The organism is Bacteroides sp. RTP31139st1_H2_RTP31139_211217 (genome assembly GCF_040227615.1).
In the GTDB taxonomy this organism is placed as follows: Bacteria; Bacteroidota; Bacteroidia; order Bacteroidales; family Bacteroidaceae; genus Bacteroides; species Bacteroides uniformis.
This window is the reverse complement of the sequence record NZ_JBCNZM010000018.1, coordinates 26290-52369: the sequence shown is the minus strand read 5'-3', so window position 1 is coordinate 52369 and position 26080 is coordinate 26290. Positions and strand designations below refer to the sequence as shown.

Genomic DNA, 26080 nt, shown 5'->3' with positions numbered 1-26080 from the left:
TCCTTCGTGGCGGTCGTCCATAATTTCGGCAAAGTCCAGGCTGAATACTCCCGGATAGTCTCCGCATACATCTTTTGTATCCGAATTTCCGGATACATCATACCATTTGCGACCGTAAAACAAGTCATCGTGATGGCCGAACATGAATCCTTTTTGCTGTATTTCCCATAGGTTGGCATACAGTGCTTTGGCCTCTGCGGTGGCATTCTTGTCCACCATGCTTAGTTCTGTGTTTTCGGCAACGGGCGGTTCCGGCTTAGGGTTACCGGGGGTGTCATTGCTTTCGGAACAAGCGGAAAAGCTAACCCATCCCGTAAGAATAAGGATAAATAATTTTTTCATAAATCCGGCATTCATAGAGAGTGTGTTAGTTAATATTTGATATCAGTCAATAACTGGAAAGTCTGTGCTTTTAAAGTTGTCTCATAGTCTTTTGTCAACTTCAAGCCGTCTTTTGAGGGAATCGGGAATCCATCACTGTCCTTTGCCAAGTTGTTTTCTTCATATACATAAAGAGAGGCATTATCCATTGGCTGAGGAAGAGTTATGCGGATATTTTTATCTTTCTCTCCGACGTTTACTAAGGCTACAGTTAATTTGCCTTTGTATGTACCCGCTACCACATAAATATCTTGATTTGTTGATGTTACCGAACTGTGCAAAATATCTGTTCCTGTAGGGAAATAGCGGCACATAAGTGACCAAGAATAGAACCAAGGGCGAATTTCTTCCTCATCCGGTTTATTGAAGACTTCTTTGCCTAATATATTCCAAAATCCCCAGATTTTTACGTCTTCCGTTTTGCCGGAGTCACCGTTGCTGTGCATGGCATCGTCTAACATCCACACTGCCATGCCCGAGTAGCCGGCATTCATTACTTCCATTGCCAATAAAGGCATGTCAAGGCCATAGAAATAATCGTAACAGAGCATATTGCAGTCACTTCCTTTGGTGAAAGGATGTTCTTCTACGCGGCGGTTGTACTCTGCCATCAGCAGGGAGTCGGCCTTGCGCCAGTATTTATATCCAGCTTCGCCTAATACGATTTTCTTTCCTTCGGGAAGGTGCTGTTTGTAACGGGCCAGTATTTCTGGATATTTACCGTTACGTACTTCATTTTGTCCGGGATAGGAGTGTACGTCATATATCCCGATGATGGAGTCAGCATCAAGTACACTTTGTTTTACCCATCCTTCAGCATCATGGTTGGATGCTTTGTTGCGATAATCAGCTACTACGTCCGGACCGGCAAGTGTTACTTTCTCTGTCAGTCCGGGATATTCCTCCATCTTTTTGTGGAATCGGAAAAGCATCTTTTTCCACATTTCATAATCTCCATTAGTGGATGCCCAGCTCCCGTCAGGTTCGTTGAAGATGACGAAATGCTTGATGCAGGAGAAACCGAGATCATTGACCAGATAGTTGAGGTAATCAACAGACATATCTACCCATTTTTGGTCTTCTTTCATGTCCCATGTGGGCGGGTTATATTCACCGTAAATAACGGTAATTCCTTGCTTTGTGCAATATTCAAGTAACCGGGAGATAGACTCTATGTTTCGGGTCTTATCGTATTTCCCGCTTTCTGAATCATAATAGCGGTAAGGACTGTTTATCATGCAGCGCACGTATTGCGGCTTCATGAAGTCCAATCGCTTATATAGCGTTTTCCAGTCTTCGTCGGAGATAGATGAGCCCCACGCTTCTGCTTCGTCGTAGGGGTCCCATTCGGCACCGTTGCCTATGTAGTCGGCGTTGATGACTTCCGGTGATACGGTGATTTCTGTCACCTCTTTGGGTGTACAGGCTGCTGCCATGCCCAAGAGCAGGCCGTTCAGCAGGATATTTATCTTTTTCATCTATTTTTAATATGGATGGTTAATAATCGAAATTGGTATATACGGTCAATGATTCTCCGGGCATCTGTATAACCTCTCCCTTGTCTAAGCGTAAGGTTACTCCCCGGCGTAGGGGAAGCAGCTGGCTGTCACCCTCCTTTTTCAGTTTTCCATCTGCATAGAGGTACTCTTTCACTCCCTCCAGCACGGGAAGGGTGGAGCTTTTCAGCACGACCGATTTTTCTTCTTTGGCTACGTTGACCACGGCAAGCATGTAGTTCCCCTCCTTCTCCACGGCAATGGCTTTGATGCTGGAGTCTCCCTCCACCTCTACCCGGTAGGCACGCGAGCCGGTCGGCATGTAGCGTGTCAGCAGTGACCAGGCATAGAACCAAGGGCGCACCTCCTCCTCTTCCTTGCCAAACCGCTCTTCGCCGAAGATGTTCCAGAATCCCCATATTTTCAGTTTGTCCGGGGCTTCCTTGGAGTGCATGGCATCGTCGAGCATCCACACCACCGAGCCTGAGAATCCGGCATTGACAGTCTGGAAAAGTGCATCCGCCATATCTGTGCCATACATGGAGTCGTACACAAACATCTGTGAGTCGTCCATGGAAGCATGTTGCTTTGCCTCGGCTCTGCGGAGGTTCTCTTGCAGGAAGAGCGAATCTTCCGGCGCCACAAATTTGAATCCTATTTCTCCCATTACGATTTTCTTGTCGGCGGGAACGCTTTGCTTGTAGGCACGGATAATGTCGGTATAAGCACCACTGTTTACCGTCGACTTGGAGGGATAGGTATGGATGTCGTATAGCCCTATCTCCTTGTCCAGGTGGATGGCGCAACTGTCTACCCACCAAGATTCGTTGGCACTCCAGATGGCCGCATCGGGACCTACGATTTGCAGCTTGTCGGTCAGCTTGTTTTCCTCCAACTTTTGGTGGAAGAAGCGGATGGCGTTCGCCCACAAGGAATATTTGCCGTCTGTGGAAGACCAGTAGCCGTTGGGCTCGTTTATCAGGTTGTAATATCGGATGCAGGAAAAACCTTTCTCTTCTATCAGGAAGCGGACATATTCGGCAGCGGTCGTGAGATTCTTTTCATTGATGGTTTCTTGCTGTGAGTCTACCATCCCTCCTCCCCAGTCACCGAACATCACGGTTACATTGCGTGTCTGGCAATAATTCAGAATATGAGAGAGGTGTTCCAGTCCTTGTTCGGGATGGAGTACGCCATCTTTCATCACTGAGGTGGTGTTGGTCATCACCCGTATGAATTGTGGGCGCATGAAGTCCAACCGCCTGTACATTTTTTCCCAATCGGCTTCTGAAATCTCCATTCTCCCTTTGCCATAGTCTAATCGATAGGGGTCCCACTGGGCACCGTTTCCTATGTAATCTTCATTGACAATCTGTTTCGTATCAATGGAAACGATTGTTTGTGCTGTTTCTGTGCATCCACATAAGAGCAGCAAGGAGCATATTATGTATATGAAGGATGAAGAACATTTACATTGAAATTCTTCATCCTCCATTCCTATTCTTTTTTTATTCTTCATCTATGTGTACGGATTATTTCGGCATGGTCTTAGATTCTTCGGGTATGACGAAGCCGTCTTCCTGTTTGGTAATCATAACAAAGAACTTGCGGGGGCTGGAGGCGAATTTATTAAAGTCGGTGTAGATACTGCCTTCCCAGTTGTCCTTGCCCGCTACATCGAATGCGAAAGCTTGATTCTTTACCACAACATCCTTGCCTTCGTACATGGTGTAGGTTCCGGCTTCCAATAACATAGACGTGGAGGATTGGGTACCATCCGGTGTGGTGAAGGTAATGGTATTTTCTGCATAGTTGCGTACCCAGATGCTTTTGCCTTGGGGTATGCGGCGGTAGAAGGAACTGAGGTCAAGGTCGCCTGTGCCCCATTGGTTCTGTGCTGCTACAAAGATGCAGTCCCAATAGTTACCGTCACGCCCTCCATAATTGATACATTCACCTGTGGTGTTTCCGTTGGGCAGCACTTCGGTAAGTCTCAACTCAAGATAGTTGTCATATTCTGACGCGGGCTTGGTAGCTCCGGTGGTCCAGCACCAACTTTTGGAGTCCACTTTGACTACTGCCGTTCCACCGTATGAAGGACCGGTTCCACCATAAACATAGAACTCGTTGATGGAATACACACCGGTGAGAGACTCAATGAACGGCGTCATATCCACCGTGTAGGTACGACTCTCTCCCATCTCGGATGTCACCGTGATGGAGGGAGAAGAAGAGGAAGAGAGGTCAAGGGTCTCGCCTTTGGCAAGGGAGGACTCGGCTTGATAAGAGAGAGTAAGTTTCTCAATACGGACTTGCGAAAGGTCTTCCACCATATCTGGGGATACTTTCAGGTGAATGACTCCGGTGGTTGCATCTGTATTTTCTATTTCTGCTACTCCCACTTGTCCTTCGAGTTTGATGTCAAGGATAGTGCGTTCGTGGTTCCATCCACCGTCTTTCACGTTGTCCCAAGGATCTTCTTTACAAGAGTTGAGGGTAGCCATGGCTACAAGGGCTATGGATATATAATTGATGAGTTTCATGTTGTCTGTTTTTTTAGAGGTTAGGATTTAAGTCTGTTTCCATGGAGGGTATGGGATAGAACACCATCTTCTCCGCTGTGAGGCCTTGTTCGCGAGCGGCTTGTATGTCTGTATGCAGGCGGTTCCAGCGACGCAAGTCGTAGCACCAGTTTCCTTCGAAAGCGAGCTCATACTTGCGTTCATTCAGTACAGCTTCGCGAAAGTCCTGGAGCGATAGGTTGGGGTCTAGCTGGCTGAGCCCGGCACGTTGACGGATGTAGTTCACCAAGCTGTAGGCAAGCGGTGTGGGGCCTGCGGCTTCGGCATAGGTGAGTGCGATGTCCGAATAACGGATGAGGTAGGGGCGGGTGGAGGTCTTGTCTCCTATGAATTCCGGGTCAATAAACTTACGGCAGAAGGGGTATGACAGTTTGTTGTCTTCCACAGAAGCTATGACTTCTCCGTCCTTGTTGTACACTTTGTCTACGATGAGCCAGTCGTGGCGCAGGTCACCCAACTCGAATGATTTGTAGAATTGAAGGTTAGTACGGTATTCGCTCCATCCATCGTGTGTGGCAATCATCTTGTCAGAGTCGCCTTGCTTGATGTAGATGGTCCCACCTGCCACGTAAGGAATATACATCTTGGATATTTTGGAGTATTGCCCTTCGTCTACTCCGGTGCGATCCATGGACATCATGAAGATATGCTCGCGTCCTTCGGGCTTAGACACATCGAAGATGTCGAGCAGATTGGGCTCGAAGCCAAATTGGGTTTGTTCGGGGTTATCCACTACTTTGGCTGCATATTCCGCAGCTTTGGCGTAGTAGGTATTTACATCGAAGCTCATATCGATGTAGCGCGGAGTGTTGTGGTCCTTGGCCGATGCCAGATAGATGTAAGCCTTTGCCGCCAACGAGTAGGCTGCCACTTTATCAGCTCTGCCTAATTGAGGTTTCTCATAATAGGGTATGAGATTGCAAGCTTGTTCTATGTCGGACAAGATGATTCCCCACAGCTCGTCTAATGATTTTGCTGCCCCCACGGTAGATTGCTCTAGTGTTTCCACAGGTTCCAAATGGAGAGGGACGAGACCGAAGTTGCGTGCCAGGTGGAAGTAGGCGTATGCGCGCATGAAGTAGGCTTCGCCCATGTAGCGGTTTTTGTATTTCTCGTCGATGTTCATGCCCGGCACTTTTTTCAGCACGGCATTGGCACGGTTGATGGTGATGTAGCAATACTTGTAGAAGTTTCCCAGGGAAACGTTGTCCTTGAAACTTTCCAAAGTCCATTCGTCCAGCTGTTGGTTGTCGCTGTTGGTGGTGCTTGTCTTGGGGTCGAGCACATCGGTGGGCATGTCTCCCAGAAAGACGATGGCACGTGAGAACTCGATGTAAGTGATAGCATCGTAAATATAGTTCACGGCGGCCTGGGCGTCAGCTTCCGTCTTGTAGAAGTTGTCTTCCGAGTAGAATCCGTAAGGAGTTTCGGAAAGGTCGCACGAGGAGAGGGCTGTCATCCCCATGATGGCTGATGAAATCAGTGCGAGTGTATTCTTTTTCATGTCTTTAGTTTCTTAATATCTGAATAAATTAACGACTAACCATATTGAAAGGCCTTAGAACGTAAAGTCGGCACCTATGGTCCATTTTCTCAGGCGGGGATATCCACCGCTATATATACCGGTCATCCCTACTTCGGGATCGTATCCTTTGAATCCAGTAAAGGTGTGCAGGTTGTCCACGTTGAGGTAGAGGCGTACCTTGCGTGCCGAATTTTTTTTGGAGATGGGGATGGAGTAACCTACCGTCAGGTTCTGTATACGTACAAAGGAACCGTCTTCTATCCACCAGTCGGAGAATTTGGTCTGTCTGCTTTGGTTCAGTCGCGGGTAACTGTTGGTGGGGTTGTCCATCGTCCAGCGCAAGTGCGAGTTGTTGGGTTGATTGAAGCTTGCCATGTTTACCACGTCTCCCCCGAATACTCCGTTGAAGAAGATGCTGAAGTCGAAATGCTTCCATGACAGGTCGATGCCAAGTGATGCCGACCAGTCGGGGTTGGGGTCGCCGATGATGCAACGGTCGTTCTCGTTCCAGGTACCGTTTCCGTCCACGTCCACATACTTGAACTCGCCCGGTTGCGCGAAGTTACCGGTCAATCCGGCATCAATGCCTTCATTGACAGTTTGTACAATACCGTCCGTCTTGTATCCATAGAACACGTACATGGGTTTGCCTACGGCCAGAATGTTGGTGTAGGCCACGAAGGTGCTGTTGGAATCACCGTAATTCTCATAAAGCATTCCGGTGCGCGGGTCGGTGGTGAGTCCTGCCTCTATCACATTTCCCAAGCTGACTACTTTGTTGCGGTTCCGTGAGAAGACCATGGTTCCTCCCACTCTCCAGTCCTTGTCTTGGTAGGCTGTGCCGTCAATGGTAAGTTCCACTCCCCGGTTACGGATTTTCCCGTCGTTCACCCACATTTTGTCATAGCCTGAAGAGGGAGCGATGTTGCGTTGGCGCAAGAGGTCGGTGGTATATTTGTCATACCAGTCGAAAGTAATGTTCAAGCGTTGGTTGAAGAAACTCATGTCGAGTCCGAAGTCCAGTTGTGAAGTAGTCTCCCATTTCAGTCCTTTGTTCGATACTCCACTCCAGTATTTATATCGGTTGTCTGCTCCGTAATATCCCGAGATATATCCCGGACCTATCACGGTCTGCCACTCTCCATCGTTGTAGTATTTGTGCGTTCCATATCGGCTCAGGGTCTGATAGGCACTGATGCCCTGGTTTCCAGAGATACCGTAGCTGGCACGCAGTTTCAGAACATCGAATACGTTCAGTTTTTTGATGAATTCCTCTTCGTGCAGCTTCCAGCTGAGAGCACCCGAGGGGAAAAAAGCCCACTGGTTATCTTTACCGAACTTGGAGGAGCCGTCCATACGCGCGGTTAAGGTTGCCATATATCGGTTGTTGTACACGTAGTTCAAGCGGGCCATACCTGAAACGAGCCTGGTCTTGTAGAACCCGTTGCTGATTTCGTAGCTCTGCGCGTCACCGGCGGCAAGGTTCTCGTTACCCAACGACTCGTTTACGAAGTTCTTTGCGGCGAGTGACGAGCTGCGTGACTGGTATTCTTCGTAAGAGTAACCACCCATGGCGGTGAAATGGTGCTTCTCGTTAAAGGTCTTGTCGAAGGTGGCGTAAGTCTCAAATACGATGTTGTCGCTTTTTGAGTTGGTGATTTTACCGTAGCCGTTGTTGCGTACACCGCTGGAGGTGTATTTCTTGGGATAATACTGGTCTCCGGTGCTTTCTCCGTGCTTATAGTTGAATTGGGTTTTCAAGTTGAGGCAGGGAAGCATCTGATAGTCCACCAGTACGGACGAGATGACATCAAATCCTTTGCTCTCGTTTTTCTGCAGGTTGGTAATGGCTAGTGGATGGTAATAGTCCGTCTCGCTGTAGAGCCAGTAGTTCCCGTTTTCGTCATACACGGGGAAGATGGGATTACGGCTATATGATAGATAGCCGTTGTTGTGGCGTTTGCTGTGTATGATGTTGGCGTTGGCTTTCACGGAGAGGTTGTCCAGTACCTTGTGTTCCACGGAAAAGTTTCCTCCGAATTTGCGGTAATTGTCTTCAATATACATACCGTCTTCGGAGAAGTAGTTGGCACTGGCCATAAAGGAAGTGCGGTCGTTGCTGCTTTGCAGCTGCACGGTGGTGTTGTTTGAAACAGGTACATCGCGGAACACAATGTCGTCCCAACGCGTGTTGGTGGTCCAGGTGGTCTGCAATTCTTCGATGGAAGGATAGTAGATGCCGTTACCGCTCACCGCACCGGTGTAGAGGGGCGTCAGTCCGGCGTTGATATAGGATTCGTTGCTCAGCATGGCCATCAGTACGGGGTCGCGCCAAAGATTCAGCTCTGAGCCAAACTCGGAAAGAGTAGTCTGTTGCTTCACGTTGATGCGTGTCACGTTCTGCTTGGCCTGACGGGTGGTGATGAGGATAACGCCATTGGCACCGCGTGAACCGTAAATGGCACTGGCCGATGCGTCCTTCAAGACTTCCATAGACACAATGTCCTGTGGATTGATTTGTTTCAAGTTGCCCGCATCGCCAAAGGGAAATCCGTCTACCACAACGAGCGGGGCGTTGGAACCGTTCAATGATGAGTTACCGCGTATGCGCACCGTGGAACCTGCTCCAGGGTCTTGGGAAGAGTTGATTACTTGCACACCCGCAATACGTCCTTGCAGGGCTTTTTCTATGGAGTTGGAAGGTATATCAGCCAGTTTCTCCGTTTTTACGGAGGCTACCGAACCGGTGAGGTCGGACTTCTTCATTTGTCCGTATCCCACAACAACCACCTCGTCCAGCAGTTCCGAATCTTCGGAGAGTGTGATGGTCAATTTTCCTTTTCCCGTAACTTTCACCGTTTGGCTTTTGTAGCCGATGAATGAAACCGTCAACGTCTGGCCAACCGTAACTCCGTCAAGTGAGAAGTTTCCGTTGGCATCGGTCACCGTTCCTTTAGAGGAAGCTTGGGTGACTACTACTGTTGCCCCGGGGATGGGGTACTCTGTCTGGTCGTTCACTACTCCGGTAACGGTAATCTTGTTTCCGGTTTTCTGGGCCATGACTTCAGAAACCTGAAAACAGATTATGATCATCAAGAACAGTGAGAAAGACCAAAATCTTGAAAATGATTTTGCTTTCATAGCTGATAAATTTATTGATTATTAATTGTTTTTATTTAGTATGACAAAGGTATGTACATTTTTGTCAGCGATGTTTTAAAAAAATATCGAATTATTGTACTTTTTTGAATAGGGCTGAATATTATATATGAATATAATGAATTACCAATTGTCTGTTCGAAAAGGAACGATGGGGAGTTCCATCTGATTACCTGTATTTCCGGTCATTGAGTTGTGAAAACAATATCGGACAGCTATCGGTTCGGTCACTTTGTCCGAAGAGAGCTGTAGCTTGCGTTCGGCATACAAGACCTTCACTTGTGCGGAATGGAAAATGCTGTCCTTTCCGGCTATTTCAAATCCTTGTATTCCTTCCAGTCTGCTGAATCCCTCTTCGGCATGGTGAAATGCCAATATCACTTTTCCATCCTCAATCTTCATGGTCTTATACTCGGGTCCCCGGCTGTAGAAACCTCTGATTCCATAAGTCTCTTTCAGTGCCATATAGGCGAACCGTTTTCCTACATCTTTTTTGTTCTTGGGGTGGATATTTCCTAACTCATAGGGTTCAACCAAGTCGTTGGTACAAATCATTCCGCTGCTGGGAATCATGAATTGTGCTTTGTATTGGGCTTCGCGGAAACGTGCTGCATCTAATCTTTCTTCGTACCGGTAAGGAGCGATTTCGGCAAAATAGAATGGAAATTGAATGTCCCATTCTTTACGCCAAAGTTGCACCATGGTGGCCAATCGCTCTGCATATACCTCGTATTTGTCGACATTGGACTCGCCCTGATACCACAAGACACCCTTAATGGTGTATCGATGCAGAGGATGTAGCATTCCATTGTACATAATCATAGGACGCAGGCATGGCATTCCTTGTTTTTTACGGGCTTTATCCAAGTCTATATCGGCATAATCTTTCAAGACGGTTTCCGGAAGCCATCCTTCGATTGTGGAGCCTCCCCATGAACAGCTTATGATGCCTATGGGCACATCAAGTACTTGGCAGAGCATTGTGGCGAAATGAAAACCTATTGCACTGAACCATTGTGCGTTTTCCGGTACGGATGTCTTCCATCTGCCCGGACAACTCTCTTGAGGGGTGAGCTTTTCAGTCCACGGGATGTTGACAAAACGGATTTTCTGTTTCCACAAGCCACTGGTGGCTATGGTCTCATTACCTCCGGCCACCGGGCAATTTTGATAACCTTTCAGCGGCATTTCCATGTTGGACTGTCCGGAGCAAAGCCAAACCTCTCCAATCAGGATATTGGATAGTATTACCTTCTCTCCGTCTGAAATTTCTATGGTATGGGGAGCATAGCTGCCTTTTGGGGTAGCTATGCTGATTTCCCAATCTCCTTTTTTGTCACTTAGGGTAGTGACTGTGTGGGAATTCCATGATGCCGTTATTTCAATCTGCTTGTCTGGCAAAGCCTTGCCCCAAAGCTTCACTTGCGTGCTTTGCTGTAGCACCATGTCGTTGCCGACAATTTCGGGCAAGGTAATCTTTGCCATGCTTGTGGAAGCATGTAGCAGAACTGATAAGACAATTAGAATCTTGTGTTTCATAAATCTTTAATAGGAGATTCTACATTCGTCAGACAAGAGATAATCCACCAATTCATCTACTTGGCAAGTTGCTACACATACATATTTGTCAGCGGCCCCATAGTACACGAAGAGCGTGTTACTTACTATTACATTACCTGTGGGGAATACACATCCGTTGTAGTATCCTTTGGTCTCAAATTCAGTCTCTGCTTCCAATATCGGTGACGGTGTTTTGCCGATGATATGTGTGGGGTCGTTGCTGTCCAACAGCATCGCTCCTACGCGATAATATCCCAGACCTCCGCTTTCCACTCCATGATAGAGCATCAGCCATCCTTTATTCGTTTTGAGTGGAGGTGTGCTTCCGCCTATTTTCTCTTCCCAGGTGTCGTCACGACCGGCCAGCAGTAAGTGGCTTTCCTTGTCTTCCCAGTTCAGCATGTCGTTTGAGAACTTCATCCAGATGGAGGGATATTTTACACCGTACTTTTCACCGATATATTCCTTGGGGCGATGGAGCATCACGTATTTTCCCTGCACTTTTTCGGGAAACAGAATGACGTCCCTATCGTCAAGTACGGGTGAGGTGAGCCTGCCTAACCTCCTGAATTTGCGGAAGTCAGTAGTCATGGCCAATCCGGTATTGCCCAAACTCTTGCGAAGTGCTAATGGGGCATCTTCGCCACATTCCGGAAGCAGAATTTCATCGTGTCCGAACGTCCAATATTGTCCGGGAGCGTATGGGCGATAAGCATAAGTAATATAAAATTCCTTACCATATTTAATGATACGGGGGTCTTCCACGCAACCGGAATCGGGACCGTCTTCGCTGGGGCCGAACGCCGGCTGGTTGGAGACACGTTCAAAATGGAATCCGTCTTTACTGATGGCCAAACCAAGGCGAATGACATGTTCGGTATCATTGCCGGCGGCTCTATACAGCATATAGAATACTCCATTATCGTAAATTACTCCCGGATTACAAGTAACCAGTGATTCCCAATCGTTTGTTTCCAAAGGGGAAAGTATCGGGTTCCCTTCAAACTTTTTTAATTTCATCTTCTTATGTTTAATGGTTTATATGACGACTAATTGAATACAATCCATATCAATGCACTCGAAATCAACAATATTGCTGCCCATGAGTAGTAGTTCTTGTACCAAGGCAATGCCTGGTTCGCCTTAAAGTCCGCTTTCAGGTCGGCAGGAGTGAACACGGTGTCTTTCAGCTTTTCGAGGGCGGGTTTGGGGTAGCACAGACTCACTACGCAGATAATGATTCCGCTTGCCAAGAGCAGGAAGGGTACGATGAGCAGGAAGTGCATATTTCCAAAAATTTCATTTTTTAAGAAGAGCATGCCTATGGCCATAACCAAGCCACCCAGTAATCCGGCAAAGGCTCCGTTTCCATTAATTCGCTTGTTGAACACGCCCAATAGGAAGGCGGCAACTATAGGAGGGGCGATGTAGGAGAGCATTTCTTGATAATATTTCAGCAGAGAGCCGAACTTGCCGATTTGTGGCGCCCATAAGGCGGCAATAACAATGATAACACAAGAGGTGATTTTACCGATGAAGACCAGTCTCTTGGAATCGGCTTTCTTGTTGAACTGAGCGTAAAAGTCCATGGTGAACAGAGTGGAGGTGGAGTTCAGAATGGCACTGATGGTAGAGGTCAAAGCCGAAAGCAGTGCCGCAAGCATGATGCCGAGCAATCCGGTAGGGATAAGTTGGAGCACCATGTTAGGGTAAACCATATCGGGCTTTTCCAGTCCGGGAAACAGATGGCGGGCAATGACTCCCGGCATGGCGATAATGAAGAGGGTCAACATGGTCAGGGATCCCGTGAAAAGGACACCTTTGCGTCCTTCGTCTATTGTTTTGGAACTTAACACGCGCTGCACGAGTGTCTGGTTGTTAGCCCAGAAGTAGATGCCTAAAATGGGCATACCTACTATCAGACCAAGCCAAGGGGTGGCAGTATCAGTCAGCGGACGAATCAGTTTGGTCAGCATGTCATCGTTGCTGAACAGCTGGAAGAAGTAGTCGCCTCCTTGCTGGAAACAGAAGAATGTCAGCATGACAGAACCTAATATAAGTATGACAGCTTGTATCAGTTCGGCATTGATGGCTGAAGATAATCCTCCGGGAATGGTATAAGAAGCTGCGATGATGGCAAATATGATGATAATTGACTGTAAATCGGCATCGGGGAGTATCAGTTTGATTATTAATGCTGCGGCATATAGTGCGCCGGCGGCATCCAAGAAGATGTTGCCGATGATGCAGATGCCCGAAAAATAATAGCGTGAACGTCGGTCAAAACGTTTCTCCAAGAATTCGGGGATGGTGAAAATGCCGGATTTGATATAAAGAGGCAATAGGAAAACGGCGAAAAATACCATTACTATGATTCCCGTCAGGTTGTAATTGAATACAGCCAGCCCCGTATGGTAAGCATCACCTGATTGCCCGATTAATGTAGTGCTTGAAATACTGGCGGCAAACAATGATAGTCCGACCACCCACCAAGGCATGGAGCGTCCTGCGAGAAAATAGGATTGCGAGTCTTGGCTTTTGCCGTTTTTCAGTCCCCACCATACAATGACAGCCATATAAATGAGTACGATTATAAGGTCTAAAATACTGATTGAAAATGTTTCCATGGTTTAATCTTTTTGCGTTTCTTAATTTACACCGCAAAGGTAGAGCTGATTTCAATAATACACTTATAGTATTCTGTTTATCAATTGTACTTTTTTGAATACTTGATTATGTTTTCATTAGAATGCATATCTTTGTATCAGCAAAATTTATACTGCCATGAAAGATATACAGAAAGAAATTACTCCTATCGCTGCGGAAGATTTGTTTATTGTCCTTAATCATCCGAATGCCAAATTTGATTATCCGGTTCATTACCATTCGGATTATGAAATCAATTTGGTGATGGACACGTATGGCACTCGTACGGTAGGTGATTCAGAAGAGGAATTTGATTCTTTGGATTTGGTTATGATAGGACCTAATGTGCCTCACGCATGGAAGGGGAAAGTGGTGTCGGGTAACCATGTGGTTACCATTCAATTCTCTGATCAATTACTTAATTTCCCTATTTTGGGGAAACGATTGTTTTTTTCTATTAAGCAGTTGCTGATTGAATCGCAACATGGTATTAGCTTTTCGGAGCAAACACAGTTGCTGATGAAGGATAAGATTCTGAAACTAACAAAAATGCAGGGATTTCATACAGTATTGGAGTTCTTTTCCATTCTCTATGAACTTTCCATAGCTGATCGCCGTATACTGGTAAGTAACCAATATGATACAAAAGATACCGTACGTACCTCTAAAAGCAGACGTATAGCTAAGGTATGTGAGTATATTGAAGAGAATATTGAGGAACCCATCCGTTTGGGAGACGTGGCACAATTGGTAAGTATGTCCGAATCTGCTTTCAGCCACTTCTTCAAGAAAAAGACTAATTGTACGTTTATTGATTATGTTACCAACCTAAGGATAGCTCGTGCTTGCCAGCTACTGTCGGAAACTACTCATACGGTAGCTGAAATTTGTTATACTTGTGGCTTCAACAATCTCTCCAACTTCATACGGATATTCAAGAAAAAGAAAGGTAGCACACCGCAGGAGTATCGCATGTTTTTGCAGCAGATGTTGATAAAATATTGACAGGAATGTTCTATCCTATTATATATATAGGTTTTATTTGTCTGTTTCAGAAAAAGCATGTATTTCTTCGGCACAGAGGAGTGAGGGGGCGGCATCGGGGAACTCCAGCCTTCCCTGGTACTGGAGAAATGTCGCTGCATTGTTCCATAGTTCTTTCATTTAGTTTATATTATTCACGGGAGTTAGGGCTTCGTTTGGAATTAACCTGTCTCACTCCCGTTAACTCTTGTTGTGAATTAAGTAGGTTAGAAGAAAGCTGAAGTAAGATTAAAGCAGTTTTGAGGATTTTGGGTTTAAAATAAAAAAGATTTTCAAGTCACAGCTAACTGATATGTAATAATAAAGAGGGTGTGTCTAAAGGAGAGAAAAGAACACAAATTACACGATTTTTTTTATAGAATATTTATTATCAGCATATTATCTTTCTGCAAATTTGTGTAATTCGTGTAATTCGTGTTCAAATATTCATTACGACACACCCCCTTTTATGCCTTTATTTTGAAGTTAAATGAAAGAGCTGTGGAATCTCGATGATGCTTTGTCCCGGCTGACGGGCTTCTTCTTCCTTTCAATTTCTGGCAGTGCCACTTGTTCTTTATCTCTCCATGCCATGTTTTGTTAGTAAGGAACAAGGCCTGATGAAGATGGATATATGACATACATGTAATGGTTCTCTCGGTTTTTTAAGCATGTGCGGCGTTTAGCTGATATGGGAAATGGTGTGTATGTAAATAAACTGTTTTTACGTATCTATTTTATGCTTAAATATAATTCTATTTTAGCAAGTGATGTAGATTCTTTTTGCATATATGTAATATAAAAAAAGAATGGAACTGATTGTTAAATTGACATAATCTATTTTTTTTATAGCTTCCCGTGTTATATTTGCCAAAGGATAGAGAACCTAATGTTAACTAAGATCTTATTCGCTTAATCGGAATATCTGATATATGACAACATTATTAACCCAAAAAATAAGAGTATGAAAAAACATTTCTTGTATCGATGTGCCTTGATAACTTGCTTGTGCGGTTTGCAGGTACCTGATTCAGTAGCTGTTGCTCCTGCGGCAATCCCATCAATGCTCCAACAGCAAGTGCGGACAATTACCGGACGTGTGTTGGACAAAGCCGGAGAACCTATCATTGGAGTGACGATTGTTGATAAGAACAATGCCGGCAATGGCACTATAACGGATTCTGATGGAAATTTTACTATAAAAGTAGGTGGAAAAAGTACTTTGCTGTTCAGCTATATAGGTTATAAAAATGTTGAGCTCACTCCTGACCGGGCAGATGGTAACATTATCCGGATGGAAGAAGATGCGCTTAGTTTGGATGAAGTGGTTGTTACCGGATATACCACACAGAAGAAGGCGGATTTGACCGGTTCTGTTTCTGTTGTTAAGGTTGACCAACTTAAATCCGGCTCATACGGAAGCGCCATGAAAGCGGCGCAAGGCAAGGTGGCAGGTATGTCTGTCTCGGCCAATGGTTCTCCTGCTCCCAATGCCACCATCCGAATCAGAGGTGAGGGCACGTTGAACAATAATGACCCGTTGTATATCATTGACGGTACGCCTACAACCCGCTCTATGGCCGAACTGGCTTCTATGGATATTGAGTCGATGCAGGTTTTGAAAGACGCCTCTTCCGCGTCCATTTATGGTTCCCGTGCGGCCAATGGTGTCATTATTATTACTACACGCAAAGGAAAGAAAGGTACAACCGTAGATTTTAGTGCTTCTTATACGCTGGTAAGCAAGAAAAAGCCTTACGAATTGATGAATACGGAACAAAGAGGTATCGCGCAATATTGGGCCATCAAGAATGACAATCCGAATGCTGACCCTACTCAGATGGGCATAGGCGGGCTATACCAATATCAAGACCATCAAGATGCTAATGGAAACTGGGTGTTGGATAAAGTGACTTGGCGCGAATACCTTGACGATGCCAAGACCATGAAATCGGCTGATACGGATTGGCAAAAAGAAATTCTGCGTACAGGCCAGGTACAGCAATACAGTGTCACATTATCTACCGGTACGGATAAAGGGCACTCTGTGTTTGCTTTGGATTACTATGACAACAAAGGGACCATTGACGGAAGCTTCTATCGCCGTTTCAATGGCCGTATCAATTCAGATTATTCATTCTTGAATGGAAGGGTGACCATTGGCGAAAACTTTACGGTTTCCAAATGGCGCGAAAGCGATAATATCGGTGATGGCAATTTGGGTGGATGTAAATCATTGATGTCTATAGTCCCCGTTCACACGGTAGACGGTGGATGGGGTGGTCCGATTGGCGGTATGAGCGACCGTCAGAATCCGGTCCGGCTGATTGAGGACAACAAGCAGAATCATCACGATAACCTTAGGATATTCGGGAACCTTTATGCAAATGTGAATATTTTGAAAGGGCTGACTTTCCGTTCCTCGTTTGGTGTAGACGGTGTAGGTTCCTGGAAGCGTACGATGGACTATAGGTATAAATCCGGATTCCTCAGTGAAGACCGGAACAAGGTGTACCAGGAATCATATTTTGACTTGACCAGTACTAACAGTAATGTACTTCAATACCTCTTCGAGCTGGGCAAGCATAATTTCGATGTGATGGCCGGCCAAGAAACCATTATCCATACTTACCAGCAACATTGGGGAAGCCGTCGCGATTTTGCATTGGAAAATGACGATTATATGTGGCTGGGTGCTGGTGAATCGGAAAAGGATAATGGCAGCGGCTCCGTCAAGAACACGATGATTTCCTGGTTTGGCAAGTTGAATTACAATTATGATAACCGTTATCTGGCTTCGGTGACGTTGCGCCGCGATGCCTCGTCGGTATTTGGCAAGAACAACAAATGGGCTACATTCCCGGCTTTTTCATTGGGTTGGTCAATCAGTAATGAGGCCTTTTTTGAAGAGCTTACTTCTGTGGTTCCTTTGCTGAAACTACGTTACGGCTGGGGGCAGAACGGTAATTCCAGTATCGATGCATACGCTTCTTATCAATTTTATGAGGCTGCGTATGATGGCAACAATCTGTATGATTGGAACTGGGGAACTGCCTACGACTTTACAGGTATGGGAGGTACTCTCCCATCAGGTTTCCGCCGTACACAAAGAGGTAATCCGGATTTGAAATGGGAAACGACGTCACAGCACAACTTTGGTTTGGATTTTGCCCTCTTCCATTCCAAGCTGAGCGGATCATTCGATTATTATCTGAAATATACAAGAGACATCTTGATGAAGCCCGGCACGGTTGCCACTTTGGGCGAAGGCGCCCACATGTGGCTGAATGGTGCGGACATTGACAACAAAGGATTTGAACTGACTTTGAACTACAACGACAAGTTCGGAGATTTGGGCTTGAATATCAGCGGAGTCTTTTCCCACAATAGCCAGACCATTGTGAAAGTGCCGGATGACGTCATTAACAATTTTGCCGGCAACGGTAAAGAAGACAATATCTTGGGCCGACCCAGAAACTCCTTGTATGGTTACATTGCCGACGGATTGTTCCAAAGCCAGGAAGAGGTAGATGCACATGCCAAGCAGACGGGAGCTGCTCCGGGACGTATCCGTTATCGTGACTTGAATAATGACAATGTCATCAATTCGGAAGACAGGACATGGATTGGCAACGAAAATCCTGCGTTGGAATATGGAGTAACAGTCGGATTGACCTATAAGAATTTTGATTTCAGCCTGTTCTTTAACGGTGTATGCGGCAAAGACCTCAATGTGTCGGGCTGGAAGAGCTGGACAGACATCTATGCCTTGAGTACTTCCGGAGAGAACTATGGCACCCGGTTGTTGGATGCCTGGACTCCTGCCAATAAAAAATCCACTATCCCCGCGCTCTCTATCAACAACTATAACGATGAGGGCCGGATGTCCACCTACTATGTGGAAAGCGGTTCTTATCTGAAATTGAGAAATGCAGAGCTCGGCTATTCCCTTCCCGAGTCAATCACTAAAAAGCTCAGCATGCAAAGAGCCCGCATCGCTTTGAGAGCCGACAATATTGCTACCATTAAAAAAGGCTGGGGCAGCAATGCCTATACCGGGCTCGATCCGGAAACTCCGGGTAACGGCTATCCGCTGCCGTTCTCAATGACTATGTCAGTAAACGTAACTTTTTAAATCACATTCGTATGAAAAAATTAAATACTATAGTTTGTAGCCTTGCATTGGCTATGTGTGGCACCTCTTGTACCTCATTGTTGGACCAAAATCCGCAAGGAATCATATCGGACGCCGACCTTAATGCAGTTGGCAGAGTAGAGCAGATGGTGAATGCGGCATACTCTTTTTGCGGACAGAACCATTTCAACAAACAGTTTGGCATGCCTTACGAAGAAGGTTCCCTTCGTGGAGGCGAAGCCTATAAAGGCGCATCGGGCACCAATGACAATGCGGAACGCCACTTGTGGGAGACATTCGTTTATATGCAGCCCACAACGACCGGTGATTTGGACAACCTGTGGTGGGTACATTATGTCGGAGTGGGACGCGTGCACGATGCTTTGAGACGTGCGCAAGCCCTTACGACAGAGGAATATCCGTTAAGAGACCAACGGATTGCCGAACTCCGTTTTTTGCGTGCACATATCTACATGTATATGAAACTCTGTTTTAAGCTGTTTCCATGGATTGATGAGAACACCCCTAACGACCAATACGATAAAGTGAGCAATGACGATTTGACCGACCAACAGTTGTGGGACAAGTTGATTGACGATTTCCGCTATGCAGCTGCTACTCTGCCCGAAACACAAAGTGAAGTAGGACGGCCGACCTGTTTTGCTGCAAAGGCCTATCTGGCCAAGACTCTGCTGTTCTCGGCTTACGAACAAGATGAAAAGCACAATGTGGTAAATATCAGTAAAGAAAAACTGCAAGAGGTGGAAAGTTTGTGCGCGGATGTCATGGCTCACGCCGGAAAGCAGTTGGTAGGCGATTTTGCCGAGAACTTCTTGTGCGAGTATGAAAACAACTCGGAGTCGATATGGGCGATTCAATATTCGGCCAACAACGACGGATCTCCGGTAGGACGCAACAATTCTTGGCTGGTTTATCCCATCAATGATGAATACGGTTGCTGCGGAGCCTTCCAGCCCTCTGTACACATGATGAACTGCTTTAAGACAGTGAATGGTCTGCCCGATTTTGAAAAATTCAACGAAGGAAAGACATTGGATAACAAGGAGGCATTTGCGACAATCCCTATGGATCCGAGATTGATGCACACTGCTTGTGTCCCGGAAATGCCTTGGAAATACGATCCGGAATATGTCATGGAAAAAAGCTGGGCCAGAACTCCGGAAGTGTATGGCTACTCCATGAGCCAGAAACTGATTGTGCTCCCCACTTGCGATTGCTTCAGAAAAACCAACCCGTTTATGGGTAGTGGCCTCAATTGGGACGTGATTCGTCTGGATGAAGTCATGTTGTGGCGTGCAGAAGCTCTTATCCAATTGAACAGAGACTTGGATACAGCCCTCGATTTGATTAACCGGATTCGCCTTAGAGCAGCCGGAGGTACGGGCAGACTTAAATTTGCCGATGGAACACCTACCGGAAAATTTGATGTTGATGTGTATAAGCCTGGAGTGAATTGCCCTGCCCTTACACAAGAATTTGCTTTCAAGGCATTGCAGTGGGAACGTCACCTGGAATTTGCAACAGAAGGGAAATGGTTCTTTGACCTGGTGCGTTGGGGCGTCGCAGACCGCTATATGAATGATTATTTCGATGTGGAAAGAACCAGACGCACTTATCTGAAAGATGCCAAATTCCAAAAGAACAGGGATGAGTACTTTCCCATCCCGCAAACGCAGATTAGTTATGTAAAAGGTTTGTATACGCAAAATTATGGATGGGAATAGCTCCTGCAAACTGTAGCAAAGGACTGAATCGTAATCCATATTATTTACAAACGATGTAAAATGAAGAATCAGTCGTATTTTGAACCTAATTCAGTTGTATACTGAATGCCATTCAGTCGTATATTGAATAGGGCTCAGTCGTATACTGAATGCAGTTGATTTGGTTGCTGTTGATAATCATCGATTTGTGAATAGTTGTTATGCTTTTGATAAATTATTACAAATTGTTCGAATATAGTTCGTCTGGTAGCGGCAATGGATTAATTCCGCCAATGGGTAATTTGTAATCAAATAATAGTTATCTGCCTATATGAACCGTTTACTTAGTTATACTCTGATTGTTTATTTGTTGTCCGTGATTTGTGCATGCGGTGGTGGGGTGGTTTATGAGCCCGATAAGCCGTTGGTGCATTTCTCTGCGGATATGTTTTGGGTGGGCGAGCCTACGGGATTGTTGTTTTATAAAGGAGGCTACCACCTCTTTTACCAGTATAATCCGACAGATTCTGTATATGGAAACATCCATTGGGGGCATGCTGTCAGCAACGACCTGTATCATTGGGAAAAGAAATCGATAGCTTTGTGCCCGGATAGCATCGGATATCTGAAATCGGGAAGCGTGATTGCAGACGATAAGAATCTGTCCGGATTGGGCTCTGCTTCTCAAACGCCTTTGATAGCCTATTATACCTATCAGTCGGAAGAGGCAACCGGTGTGTATCATGCTTATAGCCTTGACGGAGGAGAGAACTGGATTAAATCGGGCAAAATTCAGTTGGAAAACGAGCCCGGTGTGAAATTGAATAGTCCGCAAGTGAAGTGGAATATTGACATGCACTGTTGGTTGATGACAGTTTCCACAGGATATTCGGTGCTGTTTTATAAGTCGGATGATGGTAAGCGATGGAGCTATCAGAGTGAATTTACCGTGGATGACAATAGCGGCTCGAATATGGAAAGAACGGATTTCTTTCGTATAAGAGTTTCGGGGCAAGATTTATATAAATGGGTATTATTGGTTAATATGTCAAACGGGCCGGCCAACGGTGCGCCGGCCACACGTTATTTTGTCGGAGATTTTTCGGGTGGGAAGTTCATCCCTACACAAAATAAGAGGTTGTGGGTAGATTACGGTAAGGACAACTATGCAGGAGGAACTTTTGAAGGATTGCAAGAGGAAGATAGAATCTTCTTAGGCTGGATGAATTGCTGGGAATATGCCAATAGTATTCCCAGCCTGAATGGTCGTGGAGGCATGACAACGCCGCGAACGTTGAATCTGGTAGAAGAGGGCAACCACTATGTCTTGCAATCAAATCTCCAACGCAATGTCGAAAAGCTGTTTGGGGGAAAGTCTGGGTTAGTCCATGGTAAGCGACTCGAATCTGACGTAATGCGCATAAGCAATCCGTATCGGAATGAGCCGTTTATCCTGCATGTGAATTACGACAATAGGGACAACTTTGCATGGTGGAAAGCCAACGATTACGGAATCAGACTCATTACGAAAAGCGGAAAATCCATTTCAATAGGTTATCAAAACGAGCTTAGCTATTTCTACATAGACCGTTCCGGTTGTATAGTTCCGGCACTGTCTGATTGGATGGGGCAGATAATGGGAGGCAGTTATCGGCCTTCCATGGATGCAATAGACTGGTATATACTATACGATTATAATTCAATAGAACTGATTGCCGCAAATGGCCGGATAAACATCTCTTCTTTATGCTACCCGAGAGGTGATATTGAAGTGATTGAGTTTTTTGCCGATTCAGGTTCGGTAACTATCAATGATTCGTCGATTATTCAATTAATTAAGTAATATAATAGAAATATGAAGAATAGATTAATGACTATGGCGATGATGTTGGCCACTGCCGCATCATCGTGCTTTGCCCAATTTTCAGTGAAATACAATCCGGAAGAACAACCGGAAGGGAACATACAATATTTCACCCCGGTAGGCGGAAACCAGTTTGTGGGTGACTGTATCCCTTTCTTCAGGGACGGGACATTTTATTTGTATTGGCTGCTCGACGAGGGGCACCATTCGGCGCTGAACGGCCTGGGAGGGCACCAGTGGTGTGTAAGTACAAGTACCGACCTTAAGAACTGGAAACATCACCCCATAGCCATTGGGATTGACGAAGATTGGGAGAAATCCATCTGTACAGGTTCTGTCGCTTATGACGGGAAGAAGCATTATGCTTTTTATGCAACCCGGCTCATACTGGATGACAACAGCGTAAACGAACAGTTGAGCTATGCCGTCAGCAAGGACGGGTTGAAATACACCAAGCAAAAGCCGAATCCGTTTTATACTTCGGCACCGGGGTATAGCAAAAGGCATTTCCGGGATCCGAAGGTTGTTATAGATAAAGACGGTGTTTTCCATTTGTTTGTATCTACCGAAGTAGATAATTATGTAATCGCCGAAGGACGTGGTTGCTTGGTGCATTTGACTTCGAAAAACCTGAAAGATTGGAAAGTGGAAGCACCGTTACTGACCGGGCAAAGAGATGTTCCGGAATGTCCGGACTATTTTAAATGGAACGATTGGTACTATCTGGTTTATGGGCAGGCCGGGGATACTTACTATGTGAAATCAAGACAGCCCTATGGCCCTTGGGAATATCCGGAATCGCAAGCTTTGCTGGAACAGTGGGTAAACGTGGCCAAAACAGCCCGGTTCAATGGAAATAGAAGAATTGTGGCAGGGTGGATTCCCAGTAAGCAAGATAATAAAGACTACGGTTGGGAACGCTTTGGAGGCAGTATTGTGCTTCGCGAGGCCATTCAGCTGCCTAACGGGGATTTGGCGACCAAATTTGTTCCGGAAACGAGCTTTCATACAGTAGCAGCTTCAAATATCAAATTGGAAAGCGGACAAAATGCAGAGATTGTGGCGGGCAATACGGTGGTGATGAAGGCCCAGGGTGCAATGGGTGGTGCATATATTAAAGATATGCCATACTCCTGCAGGGTTACGTTTGAAGTAGAACCGCAAAGTGTTTGTGATGAGTTCGGGCTGTTTATCCGTGCCAAGGAGAAGGCCAACGATGGATACAAGCTCAGCTTTAGCCCCAATAAGAGAACTGTGCGGCTGGGTGATGATGCGTTTATCGAGGCTGTATCGGGATTGGATAAGCAGATAAAGGTTGAGCTTATCCTTAAAGAGGACATCATAGATGTTTGCATCAACGATCGGCGTTGCATTGTGAACAGATTGCCCGAACGTAAAGGAAACTACCTTTGGTTCTATACGAAGCAGGGAAACCTTGAGTTTAAGAACATCCAAGTTGATATATTTGATTAGTGGTCGGTTTATGTAATAAGATTCGTTATGAAAAGCAGTATGGTTAGCTATAAAAGCATAATTCCTGTAATGCTTGCGTTCTTCACAATGGGGTTTGTCGACTTGGTGGGAATTGCAACCAATTATGTGAAGCAGGATTTTGCCCTATCGGACACGGCCGCCAATTCGTTTACGGTGATGGTCTTCTTGTGGTTCCTTGTTTTTTCAATCCCAACAGGCATGTTGATGAATAAGATAGGGCGGAAAAACACGGTGTTGTTGAGCATGGCAGTTACTTTTGTCGGTTTGCTTGTTCCGCTCTTGGTATATGATGCCATTTCGATGTTTTTTGCTTTTTCGTTCATCGGCATAGGAAATACCCTGATGCAGGTTTCACTGAATCCATTGTTGGCTGGCTTGGTTGTTGAGGAGCGGCTGCCAAGTTGCCTGACTTTAGGTCAGTTCATAAAGTCCGTCGCTTCGTTTGTTGCCCCGCTGATTGCCGTACATGCAGCTGTGCAAATGGATAATTGGAGATTGCTGTTTCTGATTTTTGCGGTGATAGATGTCATGGCAGTTCTTTATCTGCTGTTTACTCCGGTTGCAGAGGCTAAAGCTCAAAACAGCTCTTCGACGTTCAAGGAGTGTGTCTTGTTGTTGAAAAATGGGGTCATCCTTTTATTGTTTGTCGGTATATTGGTGCATGTAGGCATTGATGTTGGTGTTAATATTTCGGCTCCGAAGCTGTTGCAAGAGCGTATAGGGCTTTCTTTGTCGGAGGCCGGTTATGCAACGAGTGTGTTCTTTTTGTTCCGCACATTGGGATGTTTTTCCGGTACAATCATCATGGCAAAATTCTCGCCGGTGAAATTCTTTGTCTGTAGCGTGGTGTCGATGCTTGTGGGAGTTGTGGGACTGATGTTCGCCTCTTCCGAGATGATGATTTATGCCTGTGTGGCAATCGTCGGCATCGGCAATTCAAATGTATTTTCTGTGATATTCTCGCGCGCATTGCTCTATATGCCTTCGCGTGACAATGAAATTTCCGGACTGATGATTATGGGCATAACCGGAGGAGCAGTTTTCCCGGTTCTGATGGGCATGGCTTCCGATTGCATGGGCGGACAAATCGGTACTGTCATTATTCTGGCAGTCTGTGTGGCCTATCTTTTGTTCCTGTCCGGTAAGATGGATAAGTGTTCTTAAAGAGGAGGATGTTATGGAATATATAGGAATCGATATTGGAACCAGTTCCATTTGTGGAATTGCTTATAACCCTTCTGATAAAAGCAGTAAGACGATAGTCAAAGAGAACAACGCAAACTTGGTTTCAAACTGTCAGTGGGAGAGAATCCAAGACCCGGAACGGATCTATCGCATCGTTGAGCAAATGATTGGCGAGTTGCGAATTTTGTGCACAGATATAAAGGGCATCGGTTTCTCCGGACAAATGCATGGTATATTGTATGTTGATGCGAATGGAGTGGCAGCAAGCCCTTTGTACACTTGGCAAGACGGCAGGGGAAATCTTCCGTATAAAGATGGGGAGACTTATGCCGGCTATATGACGAAAGTGACCGGTTGGCCTATGGCGACGGGATATGGACTTGCGACACATTATTACAACCTGCAGAATGGCATTGTTCCTGAGGAGGCGGTTAAATTGTGCACAATCATGGATTATGTGTCTATGCGGTTATGCAAACAAACGGTTCCGAGTATTGAACCATCGAATGCGGCAGGCCTGGGATTGTTTGACAAACAGCAATTACGGTTCAAGTCATCTTTGTTCGACAGGCTCTGCATTGATGAATCGATATTGCCAACCGTTGTCGGATCAAAAACCGTGGTAGGGCATTACGATGATATTCCGGTTTGTGTATCTATCGGTGATAACCAGGCTGCTTTCTTAGGGTCGGTCAAGGACATCGACCGGTCGATACACATTACCATCGGAACCAGCAGCCAAATCTCCGTGTACTCTGATGAATATATCGAGATAGACGAACTGGATACACGGCCTTTTCCGGGCGGTGGCTATTTGCTGGTTGGGGCACCGCTTTGTGGCGGAATATCGTTTGTCATGTTGAAAGACTTTTTCGGAAAGACTTTGAAACTTTTTGCCGGGACAGAGGCGGATGATGAATATCTGTTCCAACGGATGACCTCTATGGCATATCAGGCAGATTCGGTAGAGAATATCAAGGTGGAAACTCTGTTTTGCGGCACTCGTTCCAACCCTAATAAACGGGGGAAGATAGAAGGTATCTCTTTGAATAATTTCACTCCGGAGAATTTAATCATTGGATTTGTTGATGGTGTATGCGATAGCTTGTACGACTATTTTGTCTTGATACCGGGCTCAATCAGTAAGGGGAAAACGAAATTGATAGGCTCCGGTAATGGTATAAAGAAGAATCGGCTGATGCAACATGCGCTTGAAGAGGTTTTCGAAAGGGAGCTAAGGCTATCTGACATAAAAGAAGAGGCTGCTTTCGGTGCTTGCTGCATGGCTATGAATAATAAAAAATAG

General features: G+C 45.7%; 16 protein-coding genes and 1 pseudogene. 7 read left to right on the top strand and 10 right to left on the bottom strand.

Features of this window, described 5'->3' with window-relative positions; genetic code table 11:
* From ABUA47_RS04760 to ABUA47_RS04720, 9 genes and pseudogenes are all read right to left on the bottom strand, one after another.
* Positions 1 to 342, bottom strand: a pseudogene (locus tag ABUA47_RS04760) (beta-mannosidase); the annotation flags it as partial.
* Between the two features lie 29 nt (positions 343 to 371).
* The gene (locus ABUA47_RS04755; protein ID WP_410520140.1) at positions 372 to 1859 is read right to left on the bottom strand and encodes a hypothetical protein; all 1488 of its coding nucleotides are present in this window, start codon (positions 1857 to 1859) and stop codon (positions 372 to 374) included.
* A gap of 19 nt (positions 1860 to 1878) precedes the next feature.
* On the bottom strand, positions 1879 to 3372 hold the full coding sequence (locus ABUA47_RS04750; protein WP_410520142.1) for a hypothetical protein: 1494 nt from the start codon (positions 3370 to 3372) through the stop codon (positions 1879 to 1881).
* 37 nt (positions 3373 to 3409) lie between these two features.
* Positions 3410 to 4420 carry a hypothetical protein gene (locus tag ABUA47_RS04745; protein WP_025832365.1) on the bottom strand — a complete coding sequence of 337 codons (1011 nt, stop codon included), beginning with the start codon at positions 4418 to 4420 and terminating at the stop codon, positions 3410 to 3412.
* 13 nt (positions 4421 to 4433) lie between these two features.
* Positions 4434 to 5963 (bottom strand): RagB/SusD family nutrient uptake outer membrane protein, encoded by a 1530-nt coding sequence (locus tag ABUA47_RS04740; protein ID WP_025832366.1) that lies wholly within the window; start codon positions 5961 to 5963, stop codon positions 4434 to 4436.
* Between the two features lie 54 nt (positions 5964 to 6017).
* Positions 6018 to 9125 (bottom strand): SusC/RagA family TonB-linked outer membrane protein, encoded by a 3108-nt coding sequence (locus ABUA47_RS04735; RefSeq protein WP_410520141.1) that lies wholly within the window; start codon positions 9123 to 9125, stop codon positions 6018 to 6020.
* A 141-nt stretch (positions 9126 to 9266) separates the two neighbouring features.
* A complete protein-coding gene (locus tag ABUA47_RS04730; RefSeq protein WP_025832367.1) occupies positions 9267 to 10682 on the bottom strand; it encodes a sialate O-acetylesterase in 1416 nt (471 codons plus the stop codon).
* 6 nt (positions 10683 to 10688) lie between these two features.
* Positions 10689 to 11723: a glycosidase gene (locus ABUA47_RS04725; RefSeq protein ID WP_349824389.1), complete on the bottom strand. Its 1035-nt coding sequence runs from the start codon at positions 11721 to 11723 to the stop codon at positions 10689 to 10691.
* 29 nt (positions 11724 to 11752) lie between these two features.
* Positions 11753 to 13330, bottom strand: a complete 1578-nt coding sequence (locus ABUA47_RS04720) for a sodium:solute symporter (protein WP_349824390.1) — start codon at positions 13328 to 13330, stop codon at positions 11753 to 11755.
* Between the two features lie 157 nt (positions 13331 to 13487).
* On the opposite strand from ABUA47_RS04720, the gene ABUA47_RS04715 reads away from it, so the two are divergent.
* Positions 13488 to 14354: a helix-turn-helix domain-containing protein gene (locus ABUA47_RS04715; RefSeq protein WP_025832370.1), complete on the top strand. Its 867-nt coding sequence runs from the start codon at positions 13488 to 13490 to the stop codon at positions 14352 to 14354.
* Positions 14355 to 14387: 33 nt separating this feature from the next.
* Here ABUA47_RS04715 and ABUA47_RS04710 read toward each other — a convergent pair whose 3' ends face one another.
* Positions 14388 to 14513: a hypothetical protein gene (locus ABUA47_RS04710; RefSeq protein ID WP_349824391.1), complete on the bottom strand. Its 126-nt coding sequence runs from the start codon at positions 14511 to 14513 to the stop codon at positions 14388 to 14390.
* An 823-nt stretch (positions 14514 to 15336) separates the two neighbouring features.
* Here ABUA47_RS04710 and ABUA47_RS04705 point away from each other — a divergent pair.
* From ABUA47_RS04705 to ABUA47_RS04680, 6 genes are all read left to right on the top strand, one after another.
* On the top strand, positions 15337 to 18507 hold the full coding sequence (locus tag ABUA47_RS04705) for a TonB-dependent receptor (protein WP_349824392.1): 3171 nt from the start codon (positions 15337 to 15339) through the stop codon (positions 18505 to 18507).
* 11 nt (positions 18508 to 18518) lie between these two features.
* Positions 18519 to 20252 carry a RagB/SusD family nutrient uptake outer membrane protein gene (locus ABUA47_RS04700; RefSeq protein WP_349824393.1) on the top strand — a complete coding sequence of 578 codons (1734 nt, stop codon included), beginning with the start codon at positions 18519 to 18521 and terminating at the stop codon, positions 20250 to 20252.
* Between the two features lie 310 nt (positions 20253 to 20562).
* On the top strand, positions 20563 to 22074 hold the full coding sequence (locus ABUA47_RS04695) for a glycoside hydrolase family 32 protein (protein ID WP_349824394.1): 1512 nt from the start codon (positions 20563 to 20565) through the stop codon (positions 22072 to 22074).
* A 12-nt stretch (positions 22075 to 22086) separates the two neighbouring features.
* Complete coding sequence (locus ABUA47_RS04690; RefSeq protein ID WP_349824395.1) at positions 22087 to 23568, top strand: family 43 glycosylhydrolase; 1482 nt, start codon at positions 22087 to 22089, stop codon at positions 23566 to 23568.
* A gap of 27 nt (positions 23569 to 23595) precedes the next feature.
* Positions 23596 to 24753, top strand: coding sequence for an MFS transporter (locus tag ABUA47_RS04685; RefSeq protein ID WP_349824396.1), 1158 nt, complete (start codon positions 23596 to 23598; stop codon positions 24751 to 24753).
* 13 nt (positions 24754 to 24766) lie between these two features.
* Positions 24767 to 26080, top strand: a complete 1314-nt coding sequence (locus ABUA47_RS04680; protein WP_349824397.1) for a sedoheptulokinase — start codon at positions 24767 to 24769, stop codon at positions 26078 to 26080.